Raw genomic sequence first — 18,741 nt, forward strand, 5'->3', positions numbered from 1 at the left:
TTAGTCGCCTTCTTCGGACAGCTCAAGGGCTAAACGCAGATCCAGGCTGATGCTAGGATTATGCACGTTTTTTCCTAGTAGCTTTTGACACTGTTCGATGCGGTATTTGATCGTGTTGCGATGAACGAACAAGGCTTTGGCGGTGCGGGTGATCTCACATTGATAATCCAAGTAAGCTCGTAAGGTTTTGCGCAATTCGATGGTGGCATCTTCTTGCGGAAACGCCAATTCTTTAAGAATCGTACGGCAGAAATAATGGATATCTTCAGGACTCATTTTTTCAAATAGACTCCGCATTCCCCGTTGATGGTAGAAAGAGACGATGGACGAATCATGTTGGCCTCTTCGTTCTTCATAAGCAGTCTTTGCTTCGATGTAGGAGCTGGCTAAATCATTGATACTTTCACAGATACTCCCTACCCCAAAGGCCATTCGAAATGGCAACCGATTGGTCAAAGCATTGGCGGTCTCGATCAAATGGTCTTCTAAGGCGTCACACTTGTGCTGCACGAAAATCGCAAAGTGATTGCTGCCCTTTAAGCGAAAGAGACAAACATCTTTGATGCGATAAGGCAGTTGTTCACTAAACCACTGATAAACCAAGTCACTTTCTTCTTTTAAGTATTTGTCTTTGCCTTTGGTTTCTTTGGTTGGTTCGCAGGCACCATAGATGACACGATAATGGCGGGCTTTGACTAACCCGTAAGTCTTTCCGAGATCTAACCAATCCTTTTGTTCTTGCTTGGTGGATTGCTGGTATTCGATCATCCGTGTTAAAAAGTCACTTTTTAAATCTTCAAAAGATTCTTGCACTTTTTGGTTTTTGTAGAGCATAAATGACAAGACCAGTGCTGCTTGTTCCAGCGCAAAATCCGAGACAGGATAAGGAATTGCCTCAGGATTCAAAATGACTAAATAATGCGGGAAATAAGTGGAGGTTTCAATGGCATAATAAGAAATTTGTGACGTTTTTTCATGGAGATCTTTGATAGGGATCGCCCCGCTTTTTTCACCAGTAAAAACCCCTTTCGTTTGTCCTAATTGATGGATGTAGTACTCCGCGGGTTTTGACATGCGGGTGAAATGCTTGGAGTGAGCAATCACTTGTTTGAAAGGATTCAACAAAATGATCGGTGTATTGACCATTTGGCCAAAATCAGCGATAAAGCGAGCGATGCTGACATCCTTCATCAAGGAAGCAGAGAACCGTTTTTGGATATCTAAGGCATAACTCAACTGCTCGGTTTTGGTGTTCCATAGTAAATTCAAAAGCTGGTGCATCAAACGGCCCAGCGGCATCGTGGCAGGTACTTCTACGATGGGGAAACCTAAACTATCGGCGTAGGCGATGACTTCAGGATCGATGACATCCAAAAAACGACCAATCTTGATGCCTAATCCAGCGGCATTTTTGGCTACGAGAGAATCGATCAGCTCCAGAAGCGCTCCTTGATTATCTTTATAAACCATCGCCGTACTTAAGATAAAGGTATGCTCAGGAATATAGTGGGCGATATCGGGGGTCTCGGTAATTTCGATACTGTCGACGGGAATTTCCGCAGTCAGGGGATCTGTCAATAAACGCAAATTGGAAAAGCGTGGTATAGCAAGCAATTCAGCAACTAACTTCATAGAGAAACTCCTTTTGGAATTGAACAAAATAAACAAAAATATGTCCTTTTTTAGCTTTATTGTACAACAAACTTGGAAACGTTGACAAGGCGTTGGACAGTGAAATCAAAAAGAGAAATGAGGGGAAAAGATGTATAAAGAGTTAACGATCGCACAACGTACGATCATGACACCTGGGCCTGTAGAAGCCCATCCTGCTGTTTTACAAGCAATGACCAATCGCATTTTGGGGCAGTTTGATCCGAATTTTTTGGCGATCATGGATGAGGTCAAAGAAATGATCAAACAACCGTTTGGAACCAAAAATAAAGAAGCATTTGCCATTGACGGGACTTCCCGAGCTGGTTTAGAAGCGGCGCTGATCGCTTTGATCGAACCAGGGGACAAAGTCTTGATCCCAGCCTATGGGCGCTTTGCTTTCTTACTGGGAGAAATCTGTGAACGTGCTCAAGCACAAGTCAAATATGTAGAAAAAGAGTGGACGGCTCCTTTTGCACCCGCAGAGGTCATCAAAGAAATCGACGCATTTCAACCTAAGATCGTGGCGATGGTCCACGGGGAAACCGCCAACGGGCAAATGCAGCCGTTAGCAGAAATCGGGCAGTATTGTCGCGCAAAAGATATTTTCTTTGTCGTTGACATGGTGGCGACTTATGGTGGCGTGGCCCTGTCAGTCGATGATTGGTGTGTCGATTTAGCGATTGCCGGTACACAGAAGTGTTTAAGTGTGCCGTCTGGTCTTTCATTAGTGACCTACAACGATCGCGTCGAAGCCGTCCTTAATGCCCGTTACCAAAAAGAATTAGGCTTGAGTAAAACGGATCGAAACAAGCGGCACATTATGAGCAATTACCTGGATTTGAGTCAACTGCAACGCTACTGGAACACAGAGCGAATCAACCATCACACAGAAGCGACGAGTATGATCTATGCGCTTCATGAAGGATTACGGATGCTGCTAAACGAAGGCCTTGATGCAGCCTATCAACGTCATTTGACGAATGAAGGCGCGTTGGTCGCTGGACTGGAGGCAATGGGGCTGTCGATTTATGGGGAAAAAGCAACCAAAATGCCGACAGTTACCCCCATCTTTATTCCAGAAGGGGTTGATGGCGAAGCTGTCCGAGAAGAGATGCTTCACTCCTTTGGTGTAGAGATTGCTAGTTCATTTGGTGATCTAAAAGGAAAAATCTGGCGGATTGGAAATATGGGCTACAGCAGCCGCAAAGAAAATATTTTACATGTCCTAGCCGCGTTAGAAGGGGCACTATTGTACCAGCAAGCACCAATTTCTGCTGGCAAAGCGCTCATCGCTGCGTTAAATTACTACCAAAAAACGACTTAAATTTTTAGCACAAATGCACAACGACTGAAAGCGCTTTGTGAAAAATGACAAATGCAATCGTCGGCAAAAAAACGTACACTAAGACTATCTTAAAGCGCTTTCGTTGGCGTGCTTCACAAACCTTACTTGTGTAACTGATGGAGGGAAAAAAATGGAAATCAATAAAGAACGTGGTGGGCTTGCCTACTGGAAACAAATTATTATCTTAATGTGTTCAGGCTGGGTCACTATCTGGATTTATCGCGCTGCGTTATCTCCAGTCTATCCGCAAATCAATGAGTCACTTGGCGGCAATATTTCTGATACAGCATTAGGATCGATTGCCAGCTTTTACTTTTTCGGCTATGTAATCATGCAGATCCCGGCCGGCTTTTTGGTGGATAAGATTGGGAAGAAAACAGTTCTGCTTCCAGGATTCGTGGTATTTGCACTGGCAGCTTTACTGATTTCACAAGCCTCTTCAATCTCCATGATCTATACCGGTAGCTTTTTAGCAGGGATCGGCTGTGGGTCATTTTACGGTTCAGCGTATTCTTTGACCTCACAGAACATTCCGAAAGAAAAGAAGAGCTTCTCAACAGCGATCGTCAATAGTGGTTCTGCCGTTGGTTCAGGGTTTGGGATGATCTTATCAAGCTTTATCGTTATTCAGATGAACATGCCTTGGCAAACAATGATGTATTTATCCGCTTTCTTGATCGTTTGTATGACGATCGCTTTTGCATTGGTGATCCGCAGCAACAAAGAAGACGTGGCTTTCTTGGAGAGCCAAGCAGCAGCTGAAGAAGAAACAACGGATCAGCCGAAAGAAAAAGTTTCCCTTTCGACCTTGTTCTCACTGCGGATGCTCTTTACTTATGTGTTATATTTTGCGACGTGTTATGCCTACTATATGACGGTTACTTGGCTACCAAACTTCTTAGGAACAGAGCGAGGCTTCCAAGGAGTCGCGATCGGCTTCTCTTCTTCATTGGTAGCATTTGCTTCCATTCCTGGGGCATTGTTCTTTAGCCGCTTGGCAGACAAATACATGCACAAAAAAGTAACTTTTATCGTTATTTTAGAAGTATTGGCGGCGTTGATGTTATTAGTAACGGTGCAAGCGACAAATTCGACCTTCTTAATGATCGCGTTGATCTTGTACGGGTTCCTTGGGAAATTAGCGGTTGAACCAATCATCATTTCTTGGCTAGGGGAAAATGCACCCAAAGTTGGGGTCGGTACGACATTAGGGGTCTTCAACTTTTTCGGCATGATGTCTTCCGTTATCGCACCAACATTGACCGGATCGATCTCGGATGCAACAGGTTCAAAAGTAATGGGCTTTTATATCGCAATTATTTTGTTGATCGGTGGTACATTCTTATTCTTGACTGTAAACTCTAAGAAAACAGCCAAGTAGAAAAGTGAGGCACAACAGATGAAAAAACGATCCTTAAAAATCAGTTTGACCAACCAAATCATGATTGCAACGGTATTGGGGATTTTTTGGGGCGTTTCCTTTCCCGGGTTAGGTGATCAAATGCAGCTAGTCGGGGACTTCTTCTTGCGACTGATTCAAATGTCTGTGGTCGTGCTGGTCATGGGCTCGGTGATTGAAGCGGTGGGGGGACTTGATCCAAAAGAATTAGGTGGGATCGGCGGGAAAGTCTTCCTCTGGTTTACTGGATCGACCCTCGTCGCCGCTATTTTCGGTCTCTTGTTCGCCTTGATCCTCAAGCCTGGCGCAGGCCTTGATCAGTCCCTGCTGCAAAGTACAGAAACCGCATTAAGTACCAGCAGCATGGAAGAAGTCATCTTAAACTTTGTTCCACTGAACATTATTCAAGCCATGGTGGAGCAGAATATGATCCAAGTGATTATTTTTTCGCTCTTCTTTGGCCTTGCCTTGAGCTTGATCAAGCATGAAAAAAAGAATCAGCTGTTTCTAGATATGATCAGCAGTTTTAATAATATTTTGATAAAAATGGTCAACATGATCATGAAGTTGGCGCCGATCGGGATTTTCGGCCTTGTTGCTTCCTTAGTAGAAGATACCGGTATTCGTGTGTTGGGAATGTTAGCCAGTTTTTTATTGACGTTAGCAGCAGCATCTTTGCTCTTTTTGTTTCTTTGGTTTCTCTTGACGTCGCTCTATTGCAAAGTTTCCTTGTTTCGTTTGATAAAGAACATGTGGCGCCTCTCGGTGGTTTCCTTTACGACCACCTCCTCTGCTGTTTCATTGCCGTTTCAAATCGAAGATGGCAAAGAGCGATTTGGGATCAGTGATCGAATCAATAAGCTCGTGATGCCTCTGGGCATGACCTTAAATAGCAATGGACTCTCCTTATTTTTAGCCCTGGCAATCGTAACCGTTGCTCAGGCGTACCAGATCCAATTGAGCTGGGGGGATCTTTTGCAAGTGGTCTTGTTGTCCTCGTTGGCATGCTTGGGAACGATCGTCGTTCCAGGCGGCGGATTAGTCACACTGGCTACGGTTTTACCTATGTTAGGACTGCCTAATGAAAACATCGCCTTACTGGCTGGGATCGATTGGTTTTCTGGGATGTTTCGGACCCTCTTGAATGTTGACCCTGACGTCACAGTGGCGTTGATCGTTGCTCATGATGAAGGAGAACTGGATCATGCAGTCTTCAATGGTGAAAAAGCCTCGGTCAAATTAGCAGAAAAAATCACCGATGGCGTATAAGACCAATCATTCTTGTGATGAAACTTTACTCTTTTTTGAAAACGTGCTACGATTGATTCGTTGATAGACGAAAGAAGCTTCCTGAAATACCGTGAACGGTAACCAGTAGCGGCTGATTTTCCGCTGGTCATTCAACAGACAACTACGACAAAAAGAGGAGGAAAAAACATGACAGCATCGATGAAATTGTGGATTGACCTTTTGAATAGCTAATTTAAATCTATTTCAAAAGTCTAGGCAATCGTGATTTCAAGGGATGAGTGTCCTCTTTTTTCCAATTTCTTATTAAAATCAGGGTATAGCGGTAGGCTATGCCCTTTTTTTGTGCTTGCGTTTTCCTAGACGGGAAGGACAGACTGATTGAACAATTAAGTGTAAAAATAAACAATCTAATCAAAAATTATGGGTCCAAAGAAGTACTGAACATTGAAGAACTGAGCACCTATCAAACGGATCGTATCGGGATCGTGGGAGCAAACGGGCAAGGCAAGTCTACCTTGCTGAAATTGATTGCGGGAGTCGTCGATCCTGATTCAGGAACGATCCAAAAAGAAAATTCGTTTCACTATTTCCCGCAAATCGCTGAGGTGACTGAAAAGACGGATGCCCTTGACTGGGCGCTGTTCGGTCGTTTTTCGATCCCAACAAATGAATTGGCGACACTAAGCGGCGGGGAGGAGACCAAATACCGATTGGCACAAACGTTATCTTCCTATCAGTTAGGACTTTTGCTCGATGAGCCAACGACCCACTTGGACCAGCAAGGAATTCAAGTCTTGATTGAGGAATTGCAGTATTATTATGGCACCCTGATCGTGGTCAGTCATGATCGGTATCTATTGAATCAGCTGGCAACGAAAATCTGGGAAGTCGATCAAGGAAAAGTCACCGAGTATGCTGGCAATTATGACAGTTACCGACAGCAAAAAGAGCAAGCGGCACAGCGTATTGACTGGGAGGCTGCGCAGTATCAGCAACAAAAACAGCAGTTGACCCAAGCAATCCAAAAGAAAAAAGAACAAGCGATCAAGAGCAGTCGCATTTCTGAAAAAAAGCGACAGCAGAACATCCGACCAGACCGTTTGTCGTCATCAAAACAAAAAGACACGGTGCAAAAGTCATTGCAAAAAACAGTCAAAGCCATGGAAAGCCGCTTGGATCACTTGGAAGAAGTGAAGGGTGTCGCCCGGCAGCAGGTGATTCGTTTTCCAGTAGTCCCTGCAGTGGAGCTGCATAATAAACGACCGATTCGTGGGGAGCAAGTAACCATTCAAAGAGGGGCGAAACGTTTGCTAGACAGCAGCAGTTTCCAGTTTGCTGCCGGGAAGAAAATCGCTATCGTGGGTCCGAACGGTTCGGGAAAGTCGACTTTACTAAAAGAAATCATCGCAGGTGGAGAGGGAATCTATGTATCACCGAAAATCGTCTTTGCGGTCTACGAGCAAATGGGCTATCGAAAAAACAGCACCACACCGCTTTTGACGGAATTGATGGCTCAAACAGACTATCAGGAACCACTGGTCCGCAGTATTTTACACAATCTGGGATTTAGCCAGATTGACGTGATGAAGCCAGTCAATGTGCTAAGCGGCGGAGAAGCGACACGGGTCGAACTCGCACGCATCTTTACTCAACCTGCCAATGTTTTGATACTTGATGAACCGACGAACTTTATTGATCTGCCGACAATCACCGTCTTGGAACAATTGATTCGCAGCTATCGAGGCATGGTTTTGTTCACATCTCACGATCAAGCGTTTATCGATGCCGTCGCGGATGATGTGTATCAAATCGATCATGGAAAATTAACATTGGTTTCCAGTAACTAGCTGCATTGTCGCTTTTATAACTGTATAAAGAAAAACAGCGCGGAAAAGGAAGCGACCGCCCAACGTTCGATCAACAATCGGCCGTTGAGCGGTCACTACAAAACCCGTTCTGTTTTTTTCGCAATCATCGGTATCGCCTAGCTGTTGCTACATCGCTTAATAAATCTTTTTCGTAAAGTATTTTAAGATCAGGGGAGAGATCAAGGTACTCAACAAGACAACGATCACCAAAGGGGAATACAATGCGGACGAAATCAATTGGTTTTGTTGACCAATCTGCAAAATGATCAATGCCATTTCACCTCGGGAAATCATTCCAGCTCCCACCATCCAAGCACTGTTGTTCGAGAATTTCGCGATTTTCGCCCCGACATAGCCGCCGACCAGTTTGGTCAAGATCGCGACCACGGTAAAGGCAAGAATAAAGAATAATTGCTCATTTAAGCGGGAAAAATCAACTTCTAAGCCAACGCTGACAAAGAACACCGGAATGAAGACGGCGTAACCTAATGCTTCGACACTGTGTTCCACTTCCTCACGAACCTTCGTTTGACTGACAGCGATCCCTGCGAAGAAGGCACCAATGACAGAGCTTAACCCAACGAGGTCAGCAAGATACGCCATTCCTAAGCAGATGATCAGTGACATGATGATCACCGCGGAATTTGCAAATAGCTTTTCTGCAAGTGCCAATAAGAACGGAGCGATCCATTTCACTAATAGAAAAATCAACACAAAATAAATCAATTCTACCAATAAGGTGACCGGCAGTGGTGTTGCTTGGCTGCTTTCGCCGCCTAAAAAGGAAAGGCTAAGACTCAAAACCAACACGACCAAAATATCATCCACGACGGAAGCACCAAGAATCGTCGACCCTTCTTTCGTATTCACCACATTCAACTCTTTCAATACTTCGACAGAAATACTGACTGAGGTGGCAGCTAATACGATCCCGAAAAAGAACGCTTCTGTGGGACTGCTTTGAAAACCGACCCCCGTGGCATACCCGAAGAGCATTGGGAACACGATCCCCAAAAGGGCAACGAGCATCCCAGGACGAAAATAGCGTTTCAATAAAGAAATATCACTTTCCAGTCCCGCTAAAAACATCAGCAAAATAACACCAATCTCTGAAAAATCATGAACCAGAATATCTGGATGGACCCAATTGAGTCCTGCGCCTCCTAATAAAACCCCTGCTAACAACTGCCCGATAACAGCAGGAACGCCCATCCGTCTCGCCAGATGCGAGAAGAGGGTCGTCGTGATTAGGATCAAACACAAAATCCCGACAAAATGCATAAAACCTCATCCTTCTTTCCTATAACATACTCCCCTTTAGTATAGCATTCTCTCTTGAATTGAGCCTGTATCAAGCCTTTTTTATTAAAAGAGTTTCATTAAACCACACGTTTTTTGAGATAAGGAGGAAGCGAAGGCAATCAGAGTTTTTCTGTGCACTCGTCGAAATAAAAAAACATTATTTTCACTTTACTTGTATCAAATTATTGTTTGAGCCAACGGGCGAGCTGCTGAAACACCATTTGGACTTGCGGCTCCTCGACGTTTTTCAAAAAGTCGTGGGGCAAATCATAGACAGGGACAAATTTGCTTTTAGGCACTTTCTTCAAGCCTTTGCTGTAACGAAAAGGAACTTCCTCATCGGTACTGCTGGCACTGCTGAAAATTGGAGGAAATTGAGCAAGCAGCTCAGGATCAATGGCATAGTCAGAAAGAGCTTCAGCTGTTAGACCATAGATCGTGGTGAGTTCTTGCTGTTGAACCCAATAAACATAAGGCAAATAGCGCTGAAACTGCGGATCATCCCAAACGATCTCGGTTTGATCCAAAGAAGGGACTTGCTCTTTGCTTAAGAGCGGCTGCTGCAAGACTCGTTTGTTTTCAATAAAAGAAAGATCGGTATACCCATAAAAATTGACCAGTTTTTCAGGCAATCTCTGTTGTTCCTTCAGTAATTGCTGGGTCAGCGCCAGCATCAAATAACCGCCAGCTGAGCGTCCGCAGAAACAAAACGGGTTATCTTTAAGCACAGTTGCTTGCAATTCTTGAAAATTTTGCCAGTTCAGCGCCAAAATCTCCGCTAACGAGGAATTGGGCGCCAGTAAATAATCGACTGTGAGGACGCTGTATTGCTGCTCTTGAAATAGTGCGATCAGTGATGCGGGAATGTCTTGACGGGTTCCATAAACAAAACCGCCGCCGTGAAAGTAAATCAGGTATTTCTCCGAAGCAGGATAAAGGGACACCGAAGCACCGGTGGTCAATTGCCATTCTTTTTTCATTTTGCTTGACTCCTTTTCTGAAGCTCTAATAAATAGGTGCCGATCTCGTAATTGACTAATTGGATCGGACTTGTCAGATCGATCTCTAGTAGCTGTTCGATTTTGCTTAGCCGATAACGAATCGTTTTGGCATGAAGAAACAAGGTTTCAGCCGTATTTTTGTAATTGCGATTCGTGATAAAAAAGGTATACAGCGTTTTGAACAGCTCTTCATTTTCTTCCGAGAGTTGATACAGCTTCGGGGGAATGCTTTGCTGCAGCTTTTCCAGTTGGTTCTCCTTGATAAAGGAACTAAAGATACCTAAGTCGCTATAGGCAATGATCGGCGCCAAATAAAACTGCCGATTGAAGCGGATCGCATCCAAACACTCTGGCAGGATCTCTTTGATCTGTTCCTTGCGCAAGACTTCGCTGACCACCAAGCAGCCATGTTCATCGGCTAACAGGGCATCATCAAAATGTGTCTGCAGCATCTGTTTCGTCACCTGATGGGCGATCGATTGGAAATTATAGAGGATCACCAAATAATTGTGGTGTTCAAAAAAGACGTGGGGTGTTTTCAACGCCCGTAGCTTGTGCAAAACGACGGACTTACGCTCCTTATCTTTAAAGCTGTTGGAAGCAAAGGCAATGCCTTGGTAGAAATCGTAGCGATCCAGTTGCGCTTCTTCTAACAAAAGATCCAGCTCAGACAAATTACTAGGAGTGTTTTGTAAGATCGCATCGGCCAGATTGTTCATGCGATTGTAGCGTTCTTTCTTCAACAAATACTCCATTTGGAGGCGTTCATAAATGACGTCGATCACATTTTCAATGATCATGACTTTTGCCTCACGGATCTGCGAATCTTTCTGATAAACGATCAAGGTACACAGATCATTGTAAGGATTGATGATCTCTACTTTTATGGCGGTCACATATTGATTGTTCTCATGAGAAAATAATTCCAAATATTCGTAGTGGTTCTTGGTAAACTCGATGGTTTTCATGGGTTCTTGTTTGGTCACCACGAAATTCTTAAATGATTGACCGACGGACACATGCACATCTAAATGGGGGATGCGCAACGAACAAGGCTTTTCGATCAATTGATAGAACTCCTGCATGATCTGATCGAAAGAAGAGTGGTTGCGCTCAACTTTCATGAAGCGCTGGCGAACCTCGTAATAGGTACGCAGCAGCTGGGTTTGGTGATTTAGCAATGGTTCGTAAACCGCTAGCATGATGGCTTCATAGCTGACTTCTTGCTGCACTTTGATCAAAGGGATCTGATAAGCAAAGCTAAGCTCAATCACCCAATCTGGGATCATAGGGATCAAGCGATCCACTTTGATCACTAAACCGCTGACACCGATTTGCTGCATTTTTTCAAAAAAAACACGCAGTTCCTCAGGGGATTGGTCTTTGAAGGCATAAAAAGAAGTCAAAATTAATTGATGGGCTTTGCTCCACTTCTCAATGTCCATCGCTTCCAGCACCATGACGGAACCAACGGAATTTGTTAAACCAATGGAGCCAGTCAGGAGTTTACTTTTTTCAAAAAGCGGCAGTTCAACCAATTCTTTTAATTTCATAAAACGCTCCTTTTTTCTCTTTTGGATAAAAAGTATAGCATTTTTTTAGAACTTTATCCAATGAAAACGCAAACAAGGCTCATTAGAATGAGAGTATAAGAAAAGGAGGAGAACAAATGCTGCACACAGTAATCTTAAAGAATAACTACCAAGATTCCATTAACTTAATGCTGCTGACGAATACGATCAATGATCTAGGCGATGTCGAAATGAGTCAAATCATGATGGGGACGGATGCAAACAAAGACATATTAAATAACACTGGCTTGCTTTCTGAAGAGGCTGAAGGTGCTTCACCCAACGATATGATGATCGTAGTCGATAGCCAAAACGAACAGATCATGGATCAAGTAATGCCAGCGATCGATTCATTTTTAGCTGATCTTTCAGCAAAAGATCAAGGCAAAGAAACGCCAGCGGCGGCTTCATGGCAAGAAGCCTTGAGCGCAATGCCGGATGCCAATGTTGCATTATTTAGTATTCCTGGGGAATATGGCGCAGCCGAGATGGAAAAAGCCTTGAAAAATGATTTGCATGTTTTCTCGTTTACGGACAATGTCGCTATCGAAGATGAAGTGCGTTTGAAAAAGCTGGCTCATGAAAAAGGCTTATTGATGATGGGGCCAGACTGTGGGACCGGTATTATTTCCAGCATTCCGATTGCCTTCACGAATGTCGTGGCACCAGGAAACATCGGCGTCGTTGGTGCCTCTGGTACGGGGATTCAAGAAGTTACGACGATCATTGACCGATTAGGCGGTGGTGTCGTTCATGCCATCGGGACCGGCGGACGTGACTTAAGCGACAAAGTTGGGGCGATCACTGTCAAAGATGCCATCGTTGCTTTAGAAAATCATGAACCGACAGATGTGATTTGCGTGATCTCGAAACCACCTGCAAAAGAAGTGCGAGATGAAGTCGTTCAATTGCTGCAAAGTATCAGCAAACCAGTGGTAGCGATTTTCTTAGGAGAAAAACCAGAAGCCCATGAAGGAAAAGTCTATTTGGCACATACTCTGGAAGAAACAGCGCGCATCGCTGTTGATCTTGCCAATGAAGAACCCGTCAAAGCGAACTATTTTGAACGCGTGGCAACCCCAGATGTGCCCAAACTCGCTGAAGACAAAGTGGTCAAAGGTCTTTATTCTGGCGGTACATTAGCTGCCGAAGCAGGAATGCTGATCTCCGAAGCCTTGAATCTAGAAGGCCTTGTAAAACAAGAAGGCTATATCTTGCATTCCCACGGCTATGATGTGATCGACCTTGGTGATGATATCTATACCCAAGGCAAACCGCACCCAATGATCGATCCTGAAGTGCGCATCAAAAAAATCGAAGACTATGCGCAAGATGAGCAAACCGGGGTCATTTTATTTGATGTGGTGTTAGGTTACGGCGCACATGCAGATATGGTAGGTGCACTGTTACCAGCCATCGAAGCTGCACAGCAAACAGCCCAAGCAGCCGATCGCGCGTTGTACTTTGTTGCTACCGTCTGCGGAACTGAAAAAGATCCGCAAAACTATCAAGAAGCAGTCAACCGTTTGAAAGCAGCTGGCGTCTATGTGGCACCAAGCAATGCTCAAGCAGTGCAATTAGCCCTCGCCTTAAAAGGGGCGACTCTTTCTGAAGCAGACAAAGCGGTCAATGACTATACTGGTAGCAAAGTTGAGGTGCCGACAGTTAGCGAGAAAGTGATGGAGCTGTTGACCACCAAACCACGGATCATCAATGTTGGCTTGCAAAGCTTCAATGAATCGATCCTGCAATATGGCGGGAAAACAGAACAATTTAACTGGCGTCCTCGTGCCAACGGCAACAAGAAAATGATCCGTATTTTAGACGCGTTAGAAGAATTTGACGAAAAAATCACAGCTGAAAACCAAGCAGTGACGGATAAAATCAAAAATGCCCAACCATTCTTGATCGATGTCGTTCCAGCTAAATCAGTGATTGCTGAATTAAACGAAAGCCAGAAAACCTTGCTGCATGCAGGACCGCCGATCCAATGGTCGGAAATGACGGGACCGATGCAAGGGTCTTGTATCGGCGCTGCCTTGTTTGAACGCTGGGCGAAGGATGAAGACGAAGCCCGCCGCTTACTCGAAAGTGGGGAAGTCCGCTTTATGCCATGTCACCATGTCCAGGCAGTTGGACCAATGGGCGGGATCACTTCTGGGAATATGCCTGTCTTTGTGGTTGAAAACCGCCTTGTCGGCAACAAAGCCTACTGTATTTTGAACGAAGGGATCGGTAAAGTCTTACGATTTGGTGCCTATTCACAAGAAGTCATCGATCGTTTGGATTGGATCAAAGACGTCTTAGGACCAACCATTGCCAAGGCATTGCAATTAACAGAAGAAGGCATCAACTTGAATGTATTGATTGCCCGGTCGATCACAATGGGGGATGAATTCCATCAACGAAATATTGCAGCATCATTGAACTTTTTGAAAGAAATCGCGCCGTTGATCATCCAAACAGAGATCGATGAAAAGCAAAAATATGAAGTGATCAAGTTCTTAGCAGATACCGATCAGTTCTTCTTGAATATCATGATGGCAACCGGGAAAGCCATCGTTGACGGTGCCCGTGTCGATGCTAAAGGAACGATCGTGACCACCATGACGAGAAACGGTGTTAACTTTGGGGTTCGTGTCGCCCAAACAGAAGACCAATGGCATACTGCACCAGTCAATACGCCGAAAGGTTTGTACTTTACTGGGTTTACCGAAGCAGATGGCAATCCTGATATTGGGGACAGTGCCATTACTGAAACCGTCGGTGTCGGAGCAATGGCGATGGTAGCCGCACCAGGGGTAACACGCTTTGTCGGCGCTGGGGGCTTTGAGGATGCGCTGGAAACTTCCAACGAAATGGCAAAAATCTGTTTCGGTCATAATCCGACCTTCTCGATCCCAACATGGGACTTCCAAGGGACTTGTTTGGGGATCGACATCCGCAAAGTCGTTGAAACAGGCATCACCCCAATCATCAATACTGGGATCGCCCATAAAGAAGCAGGTGTCGGTCAAGTCGGCGCAGGCACGGTGCGTGCACCGTTAGGCTGTTTTGAAAATGCTTTGACGGCTTATGCGAAGGATCTGGGGATCGATGTTGACTGAGAAAATCAAAATCAGTGATTATCTAGACCCACTGCAACGATTCGGTCGTACCGGTCGGGTGCATAGCGTGTTTGATCGTTCATTCAATGTGATGATCGGGCAGCAGCTGGTCAATATCAACAACTATCGCAACTATTTGACTGGCTTCGGGGTCTTTTTACCTGATGCATTGTTTGTACAAGTCCTACCTTTGATCGAGGTCGGCAATCGGGTGCAAGTCCGAGAGCATGGTCTGACCTTTTACAGCACAAAAGGAACATTTTCTCTTTCATTAGAGGAGAAAGAATTGGTTTCGCTGCAGGTGAAGGAGTTAACTTTCACCTCAGCGGAATTGCAGCTTTTGAAAGAAATACTGCTTCAACAAAAACTAGAAACCAAGATTGGGTTGCCAGAAGATGAGAAAACCCAAGCAGTGTTTGCGGCATTGCGGCAGCCTGTCTCAGATTGGGAACCAATCATTGACCACCTGATTGGCCGCGGCAAAGGATTGACACCTAGCGGCGATGATCTTCTCGTTGCCTATCAAGCGATGCTCTATGCCTTGCAGCAGCCAGAAGCCGAAACGTTAGCGCAAGCATTGGCAAAACCGCTGTCTACGACGGATGTCAGCCTTGCATATATTCAAAGTGCCAGTCAAGGGTATGTCAATTCGGTAATGCTGCAATTATTCCAAGACGTAAAAAGTAAAAACCCGCAGGTGCTGGAAAACGATGTGCAGCAGCTGATGTCCATCGGTCATTCGTCAGGCAAAGATCTTAGCTTTGGGTTGTTGTTAGCGTTGGAGTCATTGTCACTTGAGGAGAAAGAATAGAAAAGGGGAGAAATCATGGAAATCAGTAACCAGAAAGATGCGGTCAAAGTAAGCAATTCTTACTGGAAAAAAGTCGTTGCTATTTTCTTTGTCGGCTGGATTTTAATGTACGCCACACGGACGATCTTCAATCCAATCATGGGTGTGATCGGTGAAGAATTCAATTTAAGTAACACACAACTAGGACTTGCCAATAGTATTTTCTTTTTGACTTATGCCGTTGCGCAAATTCCTTTTGGGATTATCGGCGACAAAATCGGTCGTAAATTAGTGATCGCTCTAGGCTTTGTTTTATTGGCGGTGACTACGTACTTCAGTGGGCTAGCCACAAGCTTTGTTTTGTTTTTAGTGATTCGTGCCATTGCAGGGATTGGTCAAGGTGCCTATTACGGTCCGCAATACGCATTGTCTACCGAAGCGATTCCCGACAACAAACGAACCGTCGGAAATGCCATTATCAACAGTGGGATGGCGTTTGGAACGTCTGGCGGGTACTTGCTTTCTAGTAAATTGGTCTTGGATAACGGGGGCCATTGGAGCCAACCCTTCTTCCTAATGGCGATTCCGACCTTGATCGTCGGTGTCTTGTTCTATTTTGTTTTGAAAGAAAAAGTGATTCGTCCAGAAGATGAAGGACAAGAAATAAAAGAAGAAGAGCCGAAAGAAAAGATTTCCTTGAAGCAGATTTTTTCAAACCGCAATCTCGTGGCAGCCTTTGTTCTATGCTTTACCAGCATTTATGCAAACTTTGTGATCATTACTTGGCTGCCGCAATTCTTGATTGCCGAGCGTGGCTTTGAAGGGGCGAGTGTCGGCTTTATTGCTTCCTTAGTCCCATGGGCATCAATTCCAGGTGCGTTGATTTTTGCTCGATTGAATGATAAAACAGGCGCAACGAAAAAATTAGTCTATTTATTGGTCCCATTGGCGACCCTTTCCGTATTTGCCATTGCCTTTGTAACGGATCGTACCTTATTGATCACTGTCTTGATTTTGTATGGATTGACTGGCAAGCTGGCGCTTGATCCAATCGTCGTGACCTTTGTGACGAAAAACGCACCGAAAGGCGCCTTAGGAACGACTTTGAGTGCTTATAATTTTATCGGGATGTCGGGGTCGATCTTAGCACCTTATGTTACTGGCTTTTTAGCCGATTCTTTAGGATCGATGCAGGTCGGGTTTTACCTGTCTTGTCTATTACTGCTGATCGGATTAGGTGTTTTTGCCGTATTAGCAAAGGAAAATCAGAAGGAGAGCATAAAATGAGTTTGAATGTGATCGCGTTAGGCGGCAATGCTATTTTAGATAAAGACCCTAGTGATGAAGGACAAAAAGCAGTTGTTGCGCAAGCAGCACGTTATATTGCCGATTTTGTCGAAAAAGGGGAAAAAGTCATTGTTTGTCACGGCAATGGACCACAAGTCGGCAACTTACTGTTGCAGCAAAAAGCAGGGGAAAGTGAAAAAAATCCCCAATTGAAATTAGACAGCTGCGTGGCTATGACCCAAGGAAGTATCGGTTATTGGCTGCAAAATGCCTTGATCAATGAGTTTGCCACACGTCAAGCACATCCTTCGGTGATCTCATTAGTCACCCAAGTTCGTGTCGATCCAGCAGATCCATCCTTTGAGAAACCTTCCAAACCAGTCGGACCTTTTTATAGTGAAGAGGAAGCCAATGCTGCGATGGCAGCCAATGGCGGGGTATATCAAGAAGATGCTGGGCGTGGTTACCGTAAAGTGGTTCCATCTCCGAAACCGCAAGAAATCGTTGAAAAAGAAGCCATCAAAACATTGGTCGATGCTGGTGTGATCACGATTTGCGCCGGTGGTGGTGGCGTACCTGTCGTTCGAAACGACAATGGGTTTACTGGCGTGGAAGCCGTCAACGACAAAGACTTTACCGCTAGTGTCTTAGCAAAAGACGTGCAGGCCGATCGCCTGATCATTTTGACTGGTGTCGACAATATCTACATCAATTACAACCAGCCGAATCAGCAAGCCCTAGGGGAAATCAGTGTGGCACAAGCCAAGGGCTACATCGAGGAAGGCCATTTTGCAGCGGGTAGTATGTTGCCAAAAATAGAAGCTGCGATTGATTTTGTCGAAGAAGATGCAGCCAGAACCGCGATTATTACCTCAATCGAAAAGTTAGCTGAACTGGATCAGCATACAGGAACCATACTTCGAAAATAAAGAGGGGATCAAAGTGAAAGCAAAAAAACTACCGATGGTGACGCAGATCGTTATTGCCGTTCTTCTAGGGATTCTTTGCGGTTTGTTCTTTGGGCAAGCCGCTTCGTTCCTAAAAATTTTGGGCGATCTTTTCTTGCGTCTGATGCAAATGGCGATCCCATTATTGATCGTTGGCCAAATCATTCAAGCAGTTGGGGGGATTGCCCCGAAAGAACTCACTCGTTTGGGTGGAAAAACGATCGCTGTCTTTGGGATTTCCTCCTTATTCGCTGCTGCATGGGGCGTGCTGATGGCGCTCTTCTTTGCTCCAGGCAAAGGGATCGACTTTTCACAAGCTGCCGGCGAACCTCTGCAAGCACAAGAAATTTCTATATCAGAGACAGTGATCAACTTTATTCCCACGAATATTTTCGATGCGTTGAGTAAAGGGTCAATTATTCAAATCATCGTTTTTGGGTTATTTTTTGGTGTTGCCCTCAATCGCTTTATGCAAAAGAAACCTGAGTCAGCTCTTTATGGGCTGATCGTGGATCTGAATGAGGTCGTCATTGCCATCATTCGTTACGTGATGATCGTGGCACCAATCGGTATTTTTGCTTTGATCGCTTCAACGATCAGCTCCCTGGGCTTGCAGATCATTTTGCCATTAGGCAGCTATTTGCTCGTCTACGGTCTAGCCACCGTCACGTTCCTTGGGCTGTGGCTAGTCTTGTTGACCGTGTATTGTCGGATCAATCCGTTACGATTGATCAAAAATATGAAAAATATGTCGGTCATGGCATTGGCGACAACCTCCTCTGCCATCACGCTGCCGATCGCTATGGAAGAATCCCAGAATAAATTAGGACTCAGTAGCCGCATCACCAATTTGGTATTGCCGTTAGGGATGTCTTTGAACAGCAATGGGTCAGCGATGCATATGGCGATTACAGTCATGACGATCGCCCAAATGTATCAAATCAACTTTGACGGGATCCAAATGGTGACGGTAGCTGTAACTGCGACTTTCGTTTCTTTAGCCAATGCAGTTGTTCCCGGAGCGGGGTTAGTTTCCTTGGCAATCATTGTTCCCCAGCTCGGTTTACCAATCGAAAGCATTGCGCTATTTGCTGGTGTCGAATGGTTTGTTGGCATGTTGCGGACGATCTTGAACGTGAACTCAGACGTCTATTCAGCGCTTTTGATCGCTAAATCAGCTGATGAACTTGATCATCGCGTGTTTAATCAATAAGAGAAGC

The 18,741-nt window shown here is 44.9% G+C and carries 13 protein-coding genes; 9 read left to right on the plus strand and 4 right to left on the minus strand.

Features of this window, described 5'->3' with window-relative positions; all coding sequences use genetic code 11:
* Positions 1-1,632: a PucR family transcriptional regulator gene (locus IGI96_RS12180; protein WP_438785179.1), complete on the minus strand. Its 1,632-nt coding sequence runs from the start codon at positions 1,630-1,632 to the stop codon at positions 1-3.
* A 130-nt stretch (positions 1,633-1,762) separates the two neighbouring features.
* Here IGI96_RS12180 and IGI96_RS12185 point away from each other — a divergent pair, with 130 nt between their 5' ends.
* The 4 genes from IGI96_RS12185 to abc-f all read left to right on the plus strand — a co-directional run bounded on the left by IGI96_RS12185 (position 1,763) and on the right by abc-f (position 7,495).
* The gene (locus IGI96_RS12185) at positions 1,763-2,977 is read left to right on the plus strand and encodes a pyridoxal-phosphate-dependent aminotransferase family protein (protein ID WP_086338592.1); all 1,215 of its coding nucleotides are present in this window, start codon (positions 1,763-1,765) and stop codon (positions 2,975-2,977) included.
* A gap of 151 nt (positions 2,978-3,128) precedes the next feature.
* Positions 3,129-4,379 carry an MFS transporter gene (locus tag IGI96_RS12190; RefSeq protein WP_005225368.1) on the plus strand — a complete coding sequence of 417 codons (1,251 nt, stop codon included), beginning with the start codon at positions 3,129-3,131 and terminating at the stop codon, positions 4,377-4,379.
* 18 nt (positions 4,380-4,397) lie between these two features.
* Positions 4,398-5,666 (plus strand): dicarboxylate/amino acid:cation symporter, encoded by a 1,269-nt coding sequence (locus tag IGI96_RS12195; RefSeq protein WP_438785180.1) that lies wholly within the window; start codon positions 4,398-4,400, stop codon positions 5,664-5,666.
* A gap of 359 nt (positions 5,667-6,025) precedes the next feature.
* A complete protein-coding gene (gene abc-f / locus IGI96_RS12200; protein WP_086338737.1) occupies positions 6,026-7,495 on the plus strand; it encodes a ribosomal protection-like ABC-F family protein in 1,470 nt (489 codons plus the stop codon).
* A gap of 156 nt (positions 7,496-7,651) precedes the next feature.
* Here the strand turns inward: abc-f and IGI96_RS12205 are convergent, their stop codons facing one another.
* The 3 genes from IGI96_RS12205 to IGI96_RS12215 form a co-directional block, all read right to left on the minus strand.
* Positions 7,652-8,797 carry a cation:proton antiporter gene (locus IGI96_RS12205; protein ID WP_060791741.1) on the minus strand — a complete coding sequence of 382 codons (1,146 nt, stop codon included), beginning with the start codon at positions 8,795-8,797 and terminating at the stop codon, positions 7,652-7,654.
* A gap of 203 nt (positions 8,798-9,000) precedes the next feature.
* The gene (locus IGI96_RS12210; protein WP_016610618.1) at positions 9,001-9,798 is read right to left on the minus strand and encodes an alpha/beta hydrolase; all 798 of its coding nucleotides are present in this window, start codon (positions 9,796-9,798) and stop codon (positions 9,001-9,003) included.
* Positions 9,795-11,372: a PucR family transcriptional regulator gene (locus IGI96_RS12215; protein WP_086338591.1), complete on the minus strand. Its 1,578-nt coding sequence runs from the start codon at positions 11,370-11,372 to the stop codon at positions 9,795-9,797. The genes IGI96_RS12210 and IGI96_RS12215 overlap by 4 nt, the downstream gene beginning before the upstream one ends.
* Positions 11,373-11,488: 116 nt before the next feature.
* On the opposite strand from IGI96_RS12215, the gene fdrA reads away from it, so the two are divergent.
* Genes fdrA through IGI96_RS12240 form a run of 5 tightly spaced genes read left to right on the plus strand, consistent with a single transcriptional unit; the run spans position 11,489 to position 18,734 of the window.
* Positions 11,489-14,497, plus strand: a complete 3,009-nt coding sequence (gene fdrA / locus IGI96_RS12220; protein WP_015509195.1) for a DUF1116 domain-containing protein — start codon at positions 11,489-11,491, stop codon at positions 14,495-14,497.
* Positions 14,487-15,308, plus strand: a complete 822-nt coding sequence (locus IGI96_RS12225; RefSeq protein ID WP_086338590.1) for a DUF2877 domain-containing protein — start codon at positions 14,487-14,489, stop codon at positions 15,306-15,308. Before fdrA ends, IGI96_RS12225 begins: the two co-directional genes overlap by 11 nt.
* A gap of 15 nt (positions 15,309-15,323) precedes the next feature.
* On the plus strand, positions 15,324-16,574 hold the full coding sequence (locus IGI96_RS12230) for an MFS transporter (protein WP_086338589.1): 1,251 nt from the start codon (positions 15,324-15,326) through the stop codon (positions 16,572-16,574).
* The gene (gene arcC / locus IGI96_RS12235) at positions 16,571-17,503 is read left to right on the plus strand and encodes a carbamate kinase (RefSeq protein ID WP_008379201.1); all 933 of its coding nucleotides are present in this window, start codon (positions 16,571-16,573) and stop codon (positions 17,501-17,503) included. Before IGI96_RS12230 ends, arcC begins: the two co-directional genes overlap by 4 nt.
* Before the next feature lie 13 nt (positions 17,504-17,516).
* A complete protein-coding gene (locus tag IGI96_RS12240; RefSeq protein ID WP_015509197.1) occupies positions 17,517-18,734 on the plus strand; it encodes a dicarboxylate/amino acid:cation symporter in 1,218 nt (405 codons plus the stop codon).
* The last annotated feature ends 7 nt before the right edge of the window (positions 18,735-18,741 follow it).

The organism is Enterococcus sp. DIV0421 (genome assembly GCF_051713745.1).
Classification (GTDB): domain Bacteria; phylum Bacillota; class Bacilli; order Lactobacillales; family Enterococcaceae; genus Enterococcus_D; species Enterococcus_D casseliflavus.